Below are 16,546 nucleotides of genomic sequence, written 5' to 3'. Positions count from 1 at the left end.
CAGCACTTTACTCCACCACAGCAGCCTGGCGTTGTTTGCCGAGAATAAAGGCCTGCACCAGCTGGCTCAGTACCTGACCACAATGGTTAAGTCCGGCGCTAACACCTGAGGGATGCTGCGCCGGCGCAGCTTCTGCCAGATGCAGGTAGGCGGTAGCGGGTAAACGGGCGATTTGATACACCGCCTGCTCTGCCTGCGCCACACTGATACCACTGTAATTCAGCGCACTGGCCGGCATGGCGGTAATGGCATCAGTATCCAGCTCCAGTGCCAGCGGCGTATGGGCGCTAAGCACTTTATCGCAGGCCAGATCCAGCGCTTGCTGCCAGCTTAGCTGTTGGCGGACAAAAATCTGCTGGTAGCTGATAAAATCGGCACCGGCAGCCGACAGTGCTGCCAGGCTGGCGGCATTATTTTTTTGCTGGTGTAGGCCCAGCACCAGATAATGCTGCAGTAGCTGCTTCTCCATCGCATAGCTAAAACCATTACCGCTATGGCGGCCTTCCAGCGCACGAAAATCAGCATGGGGATCAATATTGATACAGTTGGCAGCCTGGCCAGTATGGCTGTGTAGTGCCTGCAACAGCGGCAGCGCATTATTATGACCGCCACCAATTACTATGGGGGTAAGACCGGCAGCAAAAATCGGCGCGACCGCCGCACCAACCCGTTCGTCCAGCTCAGCACAGAGTTGCCGGAGCTGCATCAGCTCCGCGGCATGAGCGGCGTTCAGGTTGCTGCTCTGCTGCTGTAAATCGGCACAGCTGACTTCACCCAGCACTAACAGCTGCTGCGCATCCAGTAAGCTGTTTGCCTGGAGATTGAGAAATTTGCTTAAAAATGCCTGCCAGCCCAAGGTGGCACCGGGCAAGCCACAGTTGGCCCGTGGGCCGATATCCTCGGGAATGCCCAGCAACACAAACTGGCCGCCCGTTGCGGCATGGCGGGCTAAATTCGCACCTAAGTCCAATGCCGGATCCGGCAGTTGGCATTGTTCGGCCAGACGGCTTTCACCCGGACGGGGTTGAAAAAAGGCGCTTAGATGCGCCTTAGTTAAATACTGCACTGCTGCCATAACTTATTCGAGATCCAACGCATCCGGTGACAGAATGATGCCCGTGCTGTCGGCATACAAATGGTCGCCCGGCAGGAAGGTAACACCGGCAAAATTCACCGGTACCTCGGTTTCACCAAAACCATTGTCGTCAGCGCCAATCGGAATAGCATTCACTGCCTGAATACCGATATCAAAGTCTTCCAGGGCATCCAGATCGCGCACACTGCCATAGCACACAATGCCTTCCCAGCCATTGGTGGCCGCCAACGAGGCCAGTTCTGCATCAATCAGTGCACGTCGGGCCGAGCCGCCGCCGTCAATCAGCAATACCTTGCCAATGCCATTATCAGCCAGTACCTGACGGATCAGACCGTTGTCCTCAAAACACTTAACAGTATGGATTTGTCCGCCAAAGGAGCGGCGGCCGCCGTAGTTTGCAAAAATCGGTTCAACGACATCAACCTGATCCGCATACAGATCGCACAGCTCAGACGTATTATATTCCACGGTTAACTCCATACCAGAAGAAGGGTAATGCTCAGTATAACCCGCTGACATATAAGCTCAAGCGGAACTTATCGCCTTTTGGCGCCAGCGCCACAGCGGGCGGCAGCACTTTTAATCGTCGCTGTCATTTTTTCGTCATTAAGCTTGCTTAGTATCCGGTTAGTTATTGCACAACAGGATCACTGTCATGTTGCTAAAACGACTGGAATACTGGGACCATGCTTTTTTCTGCCGGCTGTTCGCCAGGAGCTCCTCGCTGCTGCTGTCGCGCGGCAGTTACTGGATATCGAAAACGGCCGATGGTCCACTGTATTTATTACTGGTGCTACTGCTGCTGGTGCTTGAGGTAGCAGATAGCTGGCAGTTTACCCGGCTATTATTGCTGGCGTTTGCGATAGAGCTGCCGTTGTATCTGTTGTTAAAAAACACTATCCGGCGGATGCGACCGCAGCAGGCGGTCAGGCTGCACCCGGTGGTAGCGCATATCGTACCCTCTGATACCTTTAGCCTGCCATCCGGGCATACCGCGGCGGCCTTTGTGGTGGTAACAGCGGTTGCGCTCTGTTTTCCGGCCTGTTTCTGGTTAGTGTTACTGTGGGGGCTATTAGTGGGTTTGTCGCGCATTATGCTGGGTGTGCACTTTCCGCTGGATATCCTGGCTGGGATCAGCCTTGGCGTTGCCTCCTGCTACAGCGCAGCAAAGCTGCTCTGAGCAGGCGGTGTCACAGGCTTTTAATATTGATCAGGGGGTCGCGACTGGCATTGGCAGCTTTTAGCCGGGCCAGATATTGCTGCCATAGGGTTTCCTGCTGGCTGGCCAGTTGTTGCAGGTAGGCAAAACTATAGAGGCCGGTGTGATGGCCATCGTCAAACTGCAATTTCACCGCATAATGACCAACAGGGGTGATGGCGCTGATCCCAACCTGCCGCTTATTGGCGACCAGCCGTGGTGTGCCATGGCCACGCACTTCGGCGGATGGCGAATGCACCCGCAGAAATTCCGCACTTAAACTCTGGCACTGCCCCGCGGCATCCAGCAGATCCAGGATCCGCCGTTGCCGGTGGTAATGCAGTTTTACCAGTGCTGCCGCCATTACAGAATAAACCGGCTCAGATCTTCATCCTGCACCAGACTACCCAGATGCTGCTCAACATAGGCTGCATCAATGGCAATCTGTTGCCCGGTATGGTCAGCGGCATCGTAGGAAATTTCTTCCAGCAACCGTTCCATTACCGTATACAGCCGCCGCGCGCCGATATTTTCAGTGGTTTCATTGACCTGAAACGCCGCGGCAGCGATACGTTTAATGCCATCTTCGGTAAACTGAATTTGCACACCCTCAGTCGCCAGCATGGCACGCGCCTGCTCGGTTAAGGACGCTTTTGGCTCAGTCAGAATACGCTCAAAATCGGCGGCGGTTAAGGCTTCCAGCTCAACGCGGATCGGTAACCGGCCCTGTAGTTCAGGCACCAGATCCGACGGCTTGCTCATCTGGAAGGCACCTGAGGCGATAAACAGGATATGGTCGGTCTTGACCATACCATGCTTGGTATTTACTGTGCAGCCTTCGATTAATGGCAGCAGATCACGCTGTACGCCTTCGCGCGATACGTCAGGGCCGCTGGTTTCGCCGCGCTTACAGATTTTGTCAATTTCATCCAGAAACACGATGCCATTTTGCTCTACCGCATCCAGCGCTTCGGCTTTCAGTTCTTCCGGATTGACCAGTTTGGCGGCTTCCTCTTCAATCAGCTGCTTGAAAGCATCTTTAATTTTCAGCTTACGTTTTTTCTTTTTCTCACTGCCCAGGCTCTGGAACATGCTCTGCAATTGCGAGGTCATCTCTTCCATCCCCGGCGGCGCCATAATTTCTACGCCAATGGGCCCTTGCGACAGTTCCAGTTCGATTTCTTTGTCATCTAACTGGCCTTCACGCAGTTTTTTACGGAAGATCTGCCGGGTATTGGAGTCGGTGCTGGCTTTTTCCGGCTCGCCCCAGGCGTCTTTGGGTTTGGGTAACAGCGCATCGAGGATCCGCTCTTCCGCGGCTTCTTCGGCCCGAAAGCGGTTTTTGGCAATAGCCTGTTCGCGAAACATCTTCACCGCGCTGTCTGTCAAATCACGGATAATGCTTTCCACTTCCTTACCGACATAGCCGACTTCGGTAAACTTGGTCGCTTCAACTTTAATAAAGGGTGCATTCGCCAGCTTGGCCAGGCGGCGGGCAATTTCGGTTTTACCGACACCGGTTGGGCCTATCATCAGAATATTTTTTGGCGTCACTTCCTGGCGCAGCGCCGGATCTAATTGCATGCGGCGCCAACGATTACGCAGCGCGATGGCGACAGCCCGTTTGGCTTTGTTCTGGCCAATAATATGGCGATCTAGCTCGTGGACTATTTCTCTTGGGGTCATATCAGACATGGGCTACCTGCTTACAATTCTTCAATAGTCTGGTGGTGATTGGTGTAGACACAGATATCACCGGCAATTTTCAGGCTTTTTTCCACGATATCGCGGGCGCTGAGCTCAGTATTTTGTAACAAAGCGGTGGCCGCTGCCTGGGCAAAGGGGCCGCCACTGCCAATGGCAATCAAATCATGTTCTGGCTGCACCACATCACCATTCCCGGTGATAATCAGTGAGGTATTGGCATCGGCTACGGCTAACAGGGCTTCCAGCTTACGCAGCATACGATCGGTACGCCAGTCTTTCGCCAGTTCAACGGCGGCGCGCATTAAGTGGCCCTGATGCATTTCCAGCTTGGCTTCGAAGCGTTCGAACAGAGTAAAGGCATCAGCGGTGCCGCCGGCAAAACCGGCCAGTACCTTATTGTGATAGAGGCGGCGAACCTTGCGGGCATTGCCCTTCATTACGGTATTACCCAGCGAGACCTGGCCATCACCACCGATGGCAACATGGCCATTGCGGCGAACAGAGACGATAGTAGTCATAAAAAAAGCCCTATGGCGAAAACATAGGGCTTAAGTAAGGGGGACAGCCGGGTTTTTCAAGTCCAGTTACGGACCTGACAGGTATTAATCCCCATTTGCCGTAAGCGGTTCATATCGGCAGTGGCGGCCCGGCGCGATTCATAAGGGCCTACTACCACCCGGAACCAGACGCCGTTGCTGCCTTCGGTGCGTCTGACATCGGCAGTAATGCCGGCAAAGGCAATTTGTGCTTTCATCTGTTCAGCCTGGCCTTGCTGGCGGAAAGAGCCGCACTGTAACACCGCCGGCACGCTACGTTGCTGCTCGGGGACTTCGACCGTAATTTCACGGTTTTCCAATTCTTTAATATATTGGTAAGGCTCAGATTGCGGTTTGGGCGGTAACTCATCTTTCGCCGGCGCCTTAACCGGTGCTGCCACAGGTTCGCTGCTGCTGACCGGTTGTTGCTTTAAAAACCACAGGCCATAGACAAAGACGCTAAGTGTCAGCAAGGTAAGCGCAATTAGCAGCCAGGGCTTATTACTGGCCGCCGGCGCCTTGGCGCGACTGCCTCTGGCCTGACCTTTAGCGGGTGCTTTCGGACGGGTGGCGCGCACATAATCTTTTTGTGGCATACGACTTATCAATTACCTGTTTTTCTAATCACACTGTATTCTACCCGGATCGGCAGAAAAGGAAATAACGCAGCTCCGATCTGTTACCAAAACAAGCCGTGGCGCTGCAGTCACTGGTTTTCGCGGCTTAACTTAAATCCAGCGCATCGACATCGAGCTGCCATTTGATTTTGCGGCTCAACGGCCATTGCGATACCTCTGCTAAAACCTGACTAAGCAGTTGATGCAGCAGTGGCCGTTGTGCCGCGTAAAGGTGTAATTGCCAACGGTATTTACCTGCCCGGCGTTCCAGCGGCGATAACAGAGGGCCGAGCTGTTGGACCTGAGGTTGCTGCTGACAGTAGCTGGCAACCTGCTGTAGCCACTGCTGGCAAAGCTCACTCTGGTGCGCTTCTGCTCTGAATAGCGCCATATACTGACAGGGAGGTAACAGGGTTTGCTGGCGCTCCAGCAGGGCGCTGCGGGCAAAGGCGGCATAACCGTTTAGCATGATGTCCTGCAGCAAGGCGTGTTCTGGATGTTGGGTTTGCAGTAACACCTTGCCTTTATCATGGCCACGACCAGCCCGACCGGCAACCTGGGTCAGCAACTGCCCCAGTTGCTCAGGAGCACGAAAGTCGGCGCTATACAGGGCACCATCGACATCGACAATCACCACCAGAGTAACAAAGGGGAAATGATGGCCTTTAGCCAGCATCTGGGTTCCCAAAATCAATCTGGGGCCAGGTTGCTGAATTTCTGCTAACAGGCTGGCGAAAGCACCTTTACGCCGGGTGCTGTCACGGTCAAGCCGGGTCACCGGGACCTCGGGAAACAATACACTCAGATGCTCTTCCAGTTGCTCGGTACCCTGACCGACCGGCGCCAGCCGGGTACTACCACAGCCGCCGCATTGTCGTGGTACGGCCCGGGTGGCACCGCAATGATGGCAAACCAACTGCCGGCTATGTTTATGGTAAGTGGTAAAAGCACTACAACGCTGACATTCGGTCAACCAGCCGCAATCCTGACAGCTGAGGGCCGGTGCAAAACCGCGACGATTTAAAAACAGCATCACCTGTTTGCCCAGTTTCAGCTGTTGCTGCATTTGTTGAATGCTTTGTGCGGCCAGTCCGTGTTGTAAAGCCTGTTGCTTCAGATCGACCAGCTCCAGCTGCGGCATTGCCTGACCACTGGCGCGGGCTGTTAGTGTCAGCTTGGTAAAACGACCTTGCTGGCAGTTGTACAGTGATTCGAGACTCGGCGTGGCCGAGCCAAGCAGGATCGGACAGTGCTCCAGTGCTGCGCGCTTTATTGCCAGATCCCGGGCGTGGTAACGAAAGCCGTCTTGCTGTTTTAGTGACAGGTCATGTTCCTCGTCAATAATAATCAGTCCGAGCTTGCGAAAAGGTAAAAACAGCGCCGAGCGGGTACCTATTACCACAGCTGCGCTGCCACTGGCCGCTTGCAGCCAGCAGTTAAGCCGCTCGCCATCACTTAAATTTGAATGCCAGACCAGTACCGGGGCGCGGAAACGTTTGCTAAAGCGTTCCAGCGTTTGTGGGGTCAGGCCAATTTCCGGTAGCAATACCAGTATTTGCTGACCGAGCTCCAGCAGGGAGGGGATGAGCTGCAGGTAGACTTCGGTTTTGCCGGAGCCGGTGACACCTTCCAGCAAAAAGGGCCGGAAGCTGCCCTGGGCCTGATTAACGGCGGTCACTGCCAGAGCCTGATCAGCGGTTAGTTGCAACGCCGGCTCGGCTAAGCCCTGATAGTGATAGGGTGCGATCGCCGTTTGGAACGACTCGACCAGCGCCTTGGCCATTAATTGCTTTAGCGCACTGCCGCTGTAATGGCTTTTGACGGTCGCTTCATCCAGCGCTTGTGTTGTCAGGGCCTGCCACAATTCTGCCTGTTTAGCCGAGCGCGAAAAGCTTTGCAGGTTAGCGGCTTTACCGCTGTCGGTCAGTCGGTACGCACGGGGCAGGTAGTCAGCGAGTGGGCGGCCTTCACGCAACAGTGCGGGTAAGGCGGCCGTGAGGACCTCCCCCAGTGGATGGTGATAGTAATCTGCAGCGAAGCTAAGAAGTTGGCGCAGTAAAGCCGGCAAGACCGGCGTCTGGTCGATCACGGCAAGCACCGGTTTAAGTTGTTGCTCACTGACGTCGGGTTTAACCGCTAATTGCCAGACAATCCCCACCAATTCGCGTTTACCAAAGGGCACCCGCACCCGGCAGCCTATGCTCACCTCAAGTTCAGGCGGTAACAGGTAATCAAAATGCTGGCGCAAGGGTACGGGCAGGGCAACACGGATCGCAGTCACAGCAGCTTCCATAGCAACAAAATCAGGCTTTAAGTTTAAGGAAGCGCGTGCGCCTTGCCAAGCAAAACAAAATTCTGTGCTTTTCCGGTTTTCTGGTTGCAACTTCAGCGGCTATCTATTAAGCTACGCGCCCTAAATTAACTGTAATTACGTATGGTGTCTGGCGATAAAAAATGCGACCAGATGGCGATACGGCCTAACGAGGTAACCCATGAAACCAGGTATCCACCCGGAATACAAAGAAATTACTGCAACCTGTACTTGCGGTAATACCTTCAAAACCCGTTCAGCTCTGTGCAAAGACATCCACTTGGACGTTTGCTCAGCTTGCCACCCGTTTTATACCGGTAAGCAGAAAGTGTTGGATGTTGGTGGTCGTGTTGACCGCTTCAAGAAGCGTTTCTCTGTACTGGGCAACCGTTAATCGGTACCAAGTACGAAAAAACCGGAGCCTGGCTCCGGTTTTTTTATGCCCTATGCTCAGCGAGAGCATAGGTTTCAGCATTTGTTACTTGTTTTACTTGCCACCCGCCAGGGCTTCAGAAATTGAGCCAGAGCTGCTATCCGGGCGGATAACACCGCAGTTACTGCCACTTTGGTCGCAGCTGACGCCCCGGATCCGGCTTCCTACCGAGCGGCTGTCGTACTGTCCGGTGGCAGTTAACCTTCTGACAATGCCTTCCAGCATATTATTAGCCTGTAATGCCTGGCCTGTTACCCGGATCACTTCAATATTCTCGACTTGCCGTAATTCATCAACCAACGTCTGGTGTTGCTGATCAGCAGCGAGTAGAGCTGTCACTTCCTGCAAGTAAGGACGGGCGGATACCTGTCCGGCCAACACTAACTTCCGGTATAGCTCGGCGGCGCCCGGCAGATCCTGCTCGACACCGGCGCCATGTTGTTTTAACTGTGCCAACAGCAACATGGCACTGGCCAGTCGCTGCTCTGTGGCTAACTCCAGCAGATTAATCGCTTCCGGCAACTGGTCATCCTGCTCAGCCTGCAGCAGTTGTACCGCTTTAGCATATTGCGCCGGGGCATATTTTAGATCGACGGCCAGATCAAGCAAACGTTGCGACTCAGCAAGATCTTGTTCCAGCATAAAACCATTTCTAAGCCAGTCGGACATCAGAAAGACCGCCATAGCGTTGCGCTGGCGCACGCCCATCCGCAAATAACGAATGGCTTGCTCGTTACTTTGCTCCAGACCATCGCCGGTCGCGTGAGCCATTGCTACCAATGCTGCTGCATCACCGCTGCCGCTTCGCGCCAATCTGATCAGTCGGCGCAGTTCTTTACTGCAATCGGTATCGGCACATACCCGGTCATTATCCGCCGCGCTGGCATAACTGGTATTTGAATATAAAGTCAGGGATGCAGTGCTGCACAACAGGGCTGCTAAAAGTAGCGCTTTCATAAAACCTCTGGTTAAAAAACAGTTAATGGTGTCGATTTTAGCTACATACGGCTGAGGGTCAAGTTTTGGTCAGAAGCAGATTGTAAACAAGTGTGTCGGTTAACATAATGTGAGCAACTGGCGCAGCCAAATTTGCGTTCCATTCCAGGTTTGAGTAACTGCGCTCACCCGTTAAATCCTTCGTCAGCGCCTGGTCAGCGGAACACAGCGCAGATAATTGGATGTCCAGAACTCTTGGCGGCTGAGCATTTTCTTGTTATAACTGGTTACGAATTATACCAAAGTCGTAATGACGTTACTGCCTTAGTCTGGTACGTCCAGCACGATTTCAGTGTTTTTCCAGATCAGAGCTCATTAGAATGAGCCGACCACCGGCCCGCTGTATAACAAAAAACCTATAAATTAGTGCCGTAGTCTGTACCTACACTTACTCAGGAAAAAATTGGAATGTCAGATTTCAGAGAACAAGCGCTGCGTTATCATGCAGAACCTCGCCCAGGGAAAATCAGTATCGAAATCAGTAAAGCTGCCGAAACCGTTACCGATCTGGCACTGGCTTACAGCCCCGGTGTGGCTGAACCGGTGCGTGAAATTGCCGCTGATCCGGACAACATTTACAAATACACCGCCAAAGGCAATATGGTCGCCGTAATCTCTAACGGCACGGCGATCCTGGGGTTAGGTAACCTGGGCCATCTGGCGTCAAAACCGGTAATGGAAGGTAAGGCGCTGCTATTCAAACGTTTTGCCGGCCTGGATTCAATTGATATTGAAGTATCGCACCGCACTACTGAAGAATTTATTACCACGGTCGCCAATATTGCTGACACCTTTGGTGGTATTAACCTGGAGGATATCAAGGCGCCGGAGTGCTTTGAGATTGAGCAGGAACTGATTAAGCGCTGTAATATCCCGGTATTCCATGATGACCAGCACGGTACCGCTATTGTCACTGCTGCCGGCCTGTTAAACGCGCTGGAGATCCAGGGCAAAGATATCCGCAAAGCCATTATTGTTTGTATGGGTGCCGGCGCGGCTGCCATTGCCTGTATGGAGCTGCTGATCAAGTGCGGCGCCATGCGTGAGCATATCTATATGCTTGATACCAAGGGGGTGATCCATACCCGGCGTGAAGATCTGAACCAGTACAAGCAACTGTTCGCGAACAATACCGATAAAAGGACCCTGGAAGATGCGCTGCAGGGGGCTGACGTCTTCGTTGGTGTTTCTGGCCCCGATGTCCTGCCGCCGGCAGCATTAAGCCTGATGGCGGATAAGCCGGTGATCTTTGCCTGTTCCAACCCGGATCCAGAGATTAAACCTGAACTGGCGCACGCCGAACGTGGTGATTTGATTATGGCTACCGGACGCTCGGATTATCCGAATCAGGTGAATAACGTGCTGTGCTTCCCCTTTATTTTCCGTGGTGCATTGGATGTGCGCGCCAGTGTGATTAATGATGAGATGAAGCTGGCAGCCGTGCAGGCGATCCGGGCTATTGCCAAGGAGCCGGTACCGCAGGAAGTGCTATTGGCGGCTAAAGTTAGTAGTCTGGAGTTTGGTAAAGGCTACATTATTCCGAAGCCGATGGATCCCCGGTTATTACCACGGGTCGCCCGTGCGGTAGCTGAAGCGGCAGTCAGCTCAGGGGTAGCCAGGATCCCGATGCCGGCAGCCTACTTTGATGCCTGAGAGTATGATTGCCAGTAAATAAAAAACCGCCGAAAGGCGGTTTTTTATTGCGAACCGGTTAGCGTTATTTATTCTTCATCGCTGTCGGCTTCGATAATCACCGGAATTTCTTTACCCATGCTGGTCAGGATTTGTCTGACTTCAGCCGGGATTTGATGTGGATTATCTTTACGCAAGTCGTCGTCTGCCGGTAGCGGCTGACCGGTAAAAGCATGCAGGAAAGCTTCGCACAGTAACTCACTGTTAGTGGCATGCCGCAGATTATTGACCTGGCGGCGGGTACGTTCATCGGTTAAAACTTTTAAAACATTCAGCGGTATCGAGACGGTAATTTTTTTAACTTGTTCTGATTTTTTACCGTGTTCTGCATAGGGGTGAACATATTCACCATTCCACTTAGCCATAAGGGATCCCTTGTCGTTAATTTTTGTTTTGCAGCGTAGCGCAAAACGGGAATTCTACTGCTTTCTGTCGGTGAGTCAAATAGTGTGCAACAAATAAAGATTATAGACGGCTAAATGGTTTGACTTCCAGTTAATAATGAATATACTTTTAGACGTCTAAACATCTAAAAGAGTTGAAGCATGAGTCATCGCCATCCCGCTACGATTAGCGCCCGGGCAGGTATCGCTGAAGATACCGCCTTCGGTGCCATCACGCCGCCCCTTTACCTGACCTCGACTTATCAGTTGCCGGCCTTTGGTCAGCCCGGTCCCTATGATTATTCGCGCTCGAATAATCCTACCCGCGATATTCTCGGTGAAGCCCTGGCGGAGCTGGAAGGTGGTGCCAAAGCCATTGTTACCAATACCGGGATGTCGGCGTGTCTGTTAGCGCTGCAGTTATTGACGCCGGCTGATACCTTGGTGATCCCGCATGATTGCTATGGTGGCAGCTACCGTCTTTTTACTAATCTGGCGCAGAAGAAGCAGGCGTTCAAACTGGTGATTGTCAATTTCCAACAGCGGGATTGGCCTGAACAGATTAAGCGGGCGGCACCGGCGATGATCTGGCTGGAAACACCAAGCAACCCCTTGCTGCAGATCACTGATATTGCTGCGGTGTGTCAGCTGGCGAAAAGTCTGACCGCAAAGGTCGTGGTAGATAACACCTTCCTGTCGCCGGCATTACAGCGGCCGTTGGCACTGGGTGCCGATCTGGTGGTGCATTCGACCACCAAGTTTATTAATGGCCACAGCGATGTGATTGGTGGTGCGGTGATCTGTAAAACGCAAGCCTGCGGTGACGAGTTGAAATGGTGGGCGAACTGCCTTGGCCTCACAGCAGGCGCTTTTGATAGTTATTTAACCTTACGTGGTTTGCGGACTCTGACCCCTCGCTTGCAGTTGCAGCAGCAGAATACCGCCGAGGTGGTGGCCTTTCTGCAACGCCACCCGCTTATTGGCAAGGTTTACTATCCTGGCCTGGTGGATCATCCCGGCCATCAGATTGCTAAGCGCCAGCAATCTGGCTTCGGCGCTATGTGTAGCTTCGAGTTAAGCGCCCCGCCAGCCTTACTGACCACCTTTTTCAGTAACTTACGCTACTTCACGCTGGCGCAGTCTTTAGGCGGGACGGAAAGTTTGATTTGTCATCCTGCGACCATGACCCATGCCTCTATGGACGCAGCGGCCCAGGCCACTGCTGGGATAGGGGCAACACTGATTCGGGTGTCGGTTGGTATTGAATTAGCCCAGGATCTTATTGCCGATTTAGCTCTGGCACTGGATGCCGTGGCTGCGGTACAACAGCAGTAAGTGGAAGTAGCATGAGTGATTTTAAGCAAGTAAAACCAGGTGTCGCAGCGCCTTTGACAACGCTCAATATCGTGGTCGCCGGTACCGGTAAGGTCGGCGCCGAATTTTTACGATTACTGGCATCGCAGCAACAACGCTTTGCCGGCCAGATCAGACTTAATCTTTGCGCTATCCTGAATTCGCGCCAAGCCTTACTCAGCGATACCATCGAGAGTCAGGCTTGGTCCAGTGCTTTTAGCGATGCCAAGCCTTATCAGCAGGCAAGTTTAGTTGCCTATCTGGCAGCACTGCCCAGCCCCAAGGTATTGATTGATATCACACCCAGTCAGGACTTTGCCAGGCTCTATCCGGCTTTTATCGCCGCAGGTTGTCATCTGATCAGTGCCAATAAACAAGGTGTTACTTTGCCGGGTTCTGAATATCAGCAGATCCTGCAGGCATTGCAGCTTAGTAGTTTACGCTGGTTGAGTAACACCACCGTCGGTGCCGGGATCCCGGTACAGCGGGTGATGCAGGAGTTATTACAAAGTGGCGATCAGATCCGCGAGGTGAGCGGGGTATTCTCGGGCACGCTATCCTGGTTATTGTGTCAGTACGATGGTACTACAGCCTTCTCTGAACTGGTGTTACAAGCACAGCAGCTGGGCTATACCGAACCAGATCCACGCGATGATCTTTCTGGTAAAGATGTCCAGCGTAAGCTGCTGGTATTGGCTCGTGAGCTGGGTGCAGAGTTAGAATTAGCGGATATTGAGCTGGAACCACTATTACCTGCCGGGTTAGCAGACGGTGATCTGGCCGGATTTTGGCGTCAGCGTCAGCAATTGGATCTGATGCTGGCTGAGGCTTATGCTAAGGCAACTGCCGAAAATAAGGTGCTGCGTTACGCCGCCAGTCTGCGCTTAGCTGACGGGCAGGTACAGGCCAGTGTCCGTTTAGTTGCTGTGGACAACAAGGCGCCGCTGGCTGCATTGGCACCCTGTGACAATATCTTTGTTATCACATCTGACTGGTATCAGCAGAACCCGCTGGTGCTGAAAGGTCCGGGCGCCGGCCTGTTGGTAACGGCCGGTGGTTTGCATGCAGACTTAGCGGAGTTAGTGAAGTCTGTTCGTTAGTCTAAGGCGTGTTAATGTTTGCGGAAAAAACAAGCAGCGAACGTCAACACGCCCTAAATGCTGGTATGACTTGGCAATTAAGCTAAAACTCAGGTAATCTGAGCATAACGGCAGTATTGCCTGCTGCAACGGATGAATGGATTATCTGCATGCCATTATTGCACCTGTGTTGCTGGTTGTTGTGCATCTTTCTGGCCATCGCGCCCGGCGCTGGCGCTACCCCTGCCAAATTTCATTCCGAGCCCGGCCCGGTGCCGGCGCTGGATAATTATTTTAAAGAAAGCCTGAATACCCGAGATGGCTTACCCCACAACACCATTAATGCGCTGGCTCAGACCGCAGATGGCTATTTATGGTTTGGCACCTGGGAAGGTGTCGCGCGTTACAATGGCCGCGAATTCAAAATTTTTGACCGTAGTCCGGAAACTGGCTTACCGGATGTCGGGGTCAGAACTTTCCATGTCGATTGGCAGCAAGATCTTTGGATTGCCGGTTCCCGCGGCGGATTAGTCAAAGTTAGCAATGGTGTCTGGCACGCCTATCCGCCGCTGGGGGTACTGATTAACCGGGTGCTGCTGGATAGTCAGCGTCGATTGTGGATCGCCACTGAAGGTAAAGGCTTGTATTTGCAGGATGAAGCTGGCCAGCGCCGGGTCTGGCACCGGGCTGATGGCTTGCCCTCAGAGCAGGTACATAGTTTACTGGAAGACGCGACTGGCCGGATTTGGGTAGGTACCTCGGATGGGCTGGTATTCCTGGATCCGGATCTGCAGATCCAACAGGTTGCTTCCGCCGAGTTACAACGTACCCCGGTATTTGCGCTACTTGAGCGGCAGCATGAATTATTGGTCGGTACTGAGCGCGGACTTTTTGCACTGAGCGACCCGCAGGCTCAGCCGCTATCCTTATTGGCCAATGTGCCGGTTTCGTCATTATTGCCACAAGGCCCGGATATTTTATGGATCGGTACCGTTGATCGGGGATTATTCCGGCAAGCCCGTGGCGTGACCGAGCAGCTGGATATCCGCCAGGGCTTACCGAATAACAGGGTACTGGCGCTGTTACTGGATAAAGAGAATAGTATCTGGGTTGGCACTAACGGCGGTGTATTCCGCTTGCGTGATGCTCCTTTCAGTACCTTTACTACCGAGCAGGGCCTGGTCAGTAACTTTGTCCGGACTGTGTTATCGCATTCCGATGGCTGTCTGTACATTGGCAGCAGCGGCGGATTAAATCGTTACTGCGATGGCAAATTAAGCCGCTTAGATTTAAGTACTGTCAGTGTCGGTCAGTCAGTATTGAGCCTGGCCGAGGGGCCTGATGGCAGTTTGTGGGCCGGTACCTATGCCGATGGTCTGGTCCAGCTTCGCGACGACAAGGTCGTACAACATTTTCATGCTGACAACCGCTTGCCGGCGAACGAGGTGCGGGCGGTATTGCCGCTGGCAGATGGCAGTGTCTGGGTTGGTACGGCGCTTGGAGCTGTCTGGCTGAGCGCTGCCGGTGATAAGCTGTATGGCCGGGAACAGGGCCTGCCCAGCCCCTTTATAATGGGGCTGTATCAGAGTTCCGATCAGCGGATCTTTATTGGTAGCGGGGCCGGTGTTGCAGTGCTGTCTGCAACAGGTGAGTTGCAGCGTTTAGATCTGAGTCGTTTCGATGACGCTGATTACGCCTTTGGTTTTGCCGAAGATAAAGAAGCTGGCTTATTGTGGATGAGTACCGATCGTGGGTTACTGGCATATCACTTACAGACCGATAAAATCAGCATGATAGGCCGGGCGCAGGGCATGCCGTTTGATAAGTTATTCCAGTTGGTATTAGACCAACAAGGGCATTTCTGGGTTAGCAGTAATCGCGGTGTATTAAGGCTAAACCGGCAGCAAGCGCTGGAAATCGTTAACGGACAGCGGGGCTGGATTGATATTGAGTTATATGGCGAGAGTGATGGCATGGCCAGTGCTCAGGCCAATGGTGGCTCCGCCAAAGCTGCAACGGTGCACCATGATGGTTCGGTTTGGATCGCGACCTCCATGGGCGTTAGCCGGGTGCAGCCAGAGCGCTTGCAACAATTCGCGCGGCTAACCCCTCCCGTCGTTGTTGAAGAGCTAATTGTCGATGGAGAGTCGCTGGCACTGCGGCAAACGCACCGGCTGGCTCCGGGTACAAACCGTATTGAGTTTCAATATGCCGGTTTGGGTTATGTGATGTCGCAACGGATCCAATACCGCACTCTGCTGGAAGGCTTTGATAGTCAGTGGGTAAACCGTGGCGCCGCCATCAGTGCTGAGTACACCAACTTACCACCGGGATCCTACCGTTTCCGGGTTGCTGCTGCTTATCCCGGTGGTGACTGGAGTAAAAATGAGGCGATTGTTGAGTTCACCTTACTGCCCCAACTGTGGCAGCGCGGCGGTTTTCAACTCTTGTTATTAGTATTGTTGGCTGGCAGTCTGTTTTTGGCGATCCGCTGGCGCCTGAGCAGCCTGCGTCACAGCGAGCTGCGCTTGCGTAAGCTGGTCGCTGAGCAGACCTCAGAGTTACAGTTATTAGCCAGACAGGATGCGCTAACGGGCCTGGCAAACCGTCGTGCTTTTGATGAAGCCCTACAACACGAATATCTGCGTTCACAGCGCTACCAGACAACCTTATGTTTGGCGTTGCTGGATGTGGACCATTTTAAGCGGGTTAATGATCAATTATCGCACGCGGTCGGTGATGAGGTGTTAAAGCGGGTTGCGGCAGTATTGCAACAACAAAGCCGTAGCATCGACTTACTGGCCAGGTGGGGCGGTGAAGAATTTGCCATGCTATTACCTGATACCAGTTTGCAGGATGCGGCAGAAGTCTGTGAACGCCTGAGGCAAAAAATCGAGAAAATGGATTTATCCGATATTGCCAGCGACCTTAGGATCACCATTAGTATTGGCTTAACCAGTAACCACAAGTTAGATCTATCGCAATTATTGTTGAATGCTGACCATGCACTTTATCAGGCAAAACGCGAGGGGCGGAACAAATTGGTACTGGCCGATCTGCCACAACAGACTGCTTCCTGAGCAGGTCCCAGCTTGCAGTTTTCGTATAAAAATTCAAAAAAACAGCATAATAATTCTTGATTATG

Annotated in this window: 15 protein-coding genes; 6 read left to right on the top strand and 9 right to left on the bottom strand. The window is 53.0% G+C overall.

All coding sequences use genetic code 11. The features are described 5' to 3' along the window. Positions 1–7 precede the first annotated feature (7 nt). Positions 8–1,075, bottom strand: a complete 1,068-nt coding sequence (locus tag H1D31_RS01185) for a formimidoylglutamase (RefSeq protein WP_065955804.1) — start codon at positions 1,073–1,075, stop codon at positions 8–10. Between the two features lie 3 nt (positions 1,076–1,078). After that, positions 1,079–1,564 carry a ribonuclease E activity regulator RraA gene (rraA, locus tag H1D31_RS01180; protein ID WP_008951166.1) on the bottom strand — a complete coding sequence of 162 codons (486 nt, stop codon included), beginning with the start codon at positions 1,562–1,564 and terminating at the stop codon, positions 1,079–1,081. A gap of 187 nt (positions 1,565–1,751) precedes the next feature. Between rraA and H1D31_RS01175 the strand changes: the two genes are divergently transcribed. Continuing rightward, on the top strand, positions 1,752–2,276 hold the full coding sequence (locus H1D31_RS01175) for a phosphatase PAP2 family protein (RefSeq protein ID WP_008609037.1): 525 nt from the start codon (positions 1,752–1,754) through the stop codon (positions 2,274–2,276). Positions 2,277–2,286: 10 nt separating this feature from the next. Here H1D31_RS01175 and H1D31_RS01170 read toward each other — a convergent pair whose 3' ends face one another. The 5 genes from H1D31_RS01170 to priA form a co-directional block, all read right to left on the bottom strand. Continuing rightward, entirely contained in the window at positions 2,287–2,658 is a 372-nt protein-coding gene (locus H1D31_RS01170; RefSeq protein WP_065955805.1) for a gamma-butyrobetaine hydroxylase-like domain-containing protein, read from the bottom strand. Beyond that, positions 2,658–3,989 carry an HslU--HslV peptidase ATPase subunit gene (hslU, locus tag H1D31_RS01165; RefSeq protein ID WP_065955806.1) on the bottom strand — a complete coding sequence of 444 codons (1,332 nt, stop codon included), beginning with the start codon at positions 3,987–3,989 and terminating at the stop codon, positions 2,658–2,660. The genes H1D31_RS01170 and hslU overlap by 1 nt, the downstream gene beginning before the upstream one ends. Before the next feature lie 11 nt (positions 3,990–4,000). Next, a complete protein-coding gene (gene hslV, locus H1D31_RS01160) occupies positions 4,001–4,519 on the bottom strand; it encodes an ATP-dependent protease subunit HslV (RefSeq protein ID WP_008609034.1) in 519 nt (172 codons plus the stop codon). Between the two features lie 56 nt (positions 4,520–4,575). Further along, positions 4,576–5,133, bottom strand: a complete 558-nt coding sequence (locus H1D31_RS01155; protein ID WP_261255258.1) for an SPOR domain-containing protein — start codon at positions 5,131–5,133, stop codon at positions 4,576–4,578. Between the two features lie 127 nt (positions 5,134–5,260). Next, positions 5,261–7,447: a primosomal protein N' gene (gene priA / locus H1D31_RS01150; protein ID WP_409976770.1), complete on the bottom strand. Its 2,187-nt coding sequence runs from the start codon at positions 7,445–7,447 to the stop codon at positions 5,261–5,263. Positions 7,448–7,646: 199 nt separating this feature from the next. Here priA and rpmE point away from each other — a divergent pair, with 199 nt between their 5' ends. Then, positions 7,647–7,859, top strand: a complete 213-nt coding sequence (rpmE, locus tag H1D31_RS01145; protein WP_008609030.1) for a 50S ribosomal protein L31 — start codon at positions 7,647–7,649, stop codon at positions 7,857–7,859. Positions 7,860–7,952: 93 nt separating this feature from the next. Here the strand turns inward: rpmE and H1D31_RS01140 are convergent, their stop codons facing one another. Next, positions 7,953–8,855: a tetratricopeptide repeat protein gene (locus tag H1D31_RS01140; RefSeq protein WP_008609029.1), complete on the bottom strand. Its 903-nt coding sequence runs from the start codon at positions 8,853–8,855 to the stop codon at positions 7,953–7,955. Between the two features lie 447 nt (positions 8,856–9,302). On the opposite strand from H1D31_RS01140, the gene H1D31_RS01135 reads away from it, so the two are divergent. Next, positions 9,303–10,547, top strand: a complete 1,245-nt coding sequence (locus H1D31_RS01135) for a malic enzyme-like NAD(P)-binding protein (protein WP_065955808.1) — start codon at positions 9,303–9,305, stop codon at positions 10,545–10,547. Positions 10,548–10,615: 68 nt separating this feature from the next. On the opposite strand, the gene metJ is transcribed toward H1D31_RS01135, so the two are convergent. Next, a complete protein-coding gene (gene metJ, locus H1D31_RS01130; protein ID WP_261255254.1) occupies positions 10,616–10,951 on the bottom strand; it encodes a met regulon transcriptional regulator MetJ in 336 nt (111 codons plus the stop codon). Positions 10,952–11,131: 180 nt separating this feature from the next. Between metJ and metB the strand changes: the two genes are divergently transcribed. From metB to H1D31_RS01115, 3 genes are all read left to right on the top strand, one after another. Then, positions 11,132–12,304 (top strand): cystathionine gamma-synthase, encoded by a 1,173-nt coding sequence (metB, locus tag H1D31_RS01125; protein WP_261255251.1) that lies wholly within the window; start codon positions 11,132–11,134, stop codon positions 12,302–12,304. 11 nt (positions 12,305–12,315) lie between these two features. After that, on the top strand, positions 12,316–13,422 hold the full coding sequence (locus H1D31_RS01120) for an aspartate kinase (protein WP_261255250.1): 1,107 nt from the start codon (positions 12,316–12,318) through the stop codon (positions 13,420–13,422). A gap of 149 nt (positions 13,423–13,571) precedes the next feature. Continuing rightward, positions 13,572–16,481 (top strand): ligand-binding sensor domain-containing diguanylate cyclase, encoded by a 2,910-nt coding sequence (locus H1D31_RS01115; RefSeq protein ID WP_261255249.1) that lies wholly within the window; start codon positions 13,572–13,574, stop codon positions 16,479–16,481. Positions 16,482–16,546: the final 65 nt, after the last annotated feature.

This window comes from Alishewanella sp. BS5-314 (assembly GCF_025377695.1).
Lineage (GTDB): Bacteria > Pseudomonadota > Gammaproteobacteria > Enterobacterales > Alteromonadaceae > Alishewanella > Alishewanella aestuarii.
Note: the sequence above shows the minus strand (reverse complement) of the source record. Positions and strands in the feature narration are given on the sequence as shown.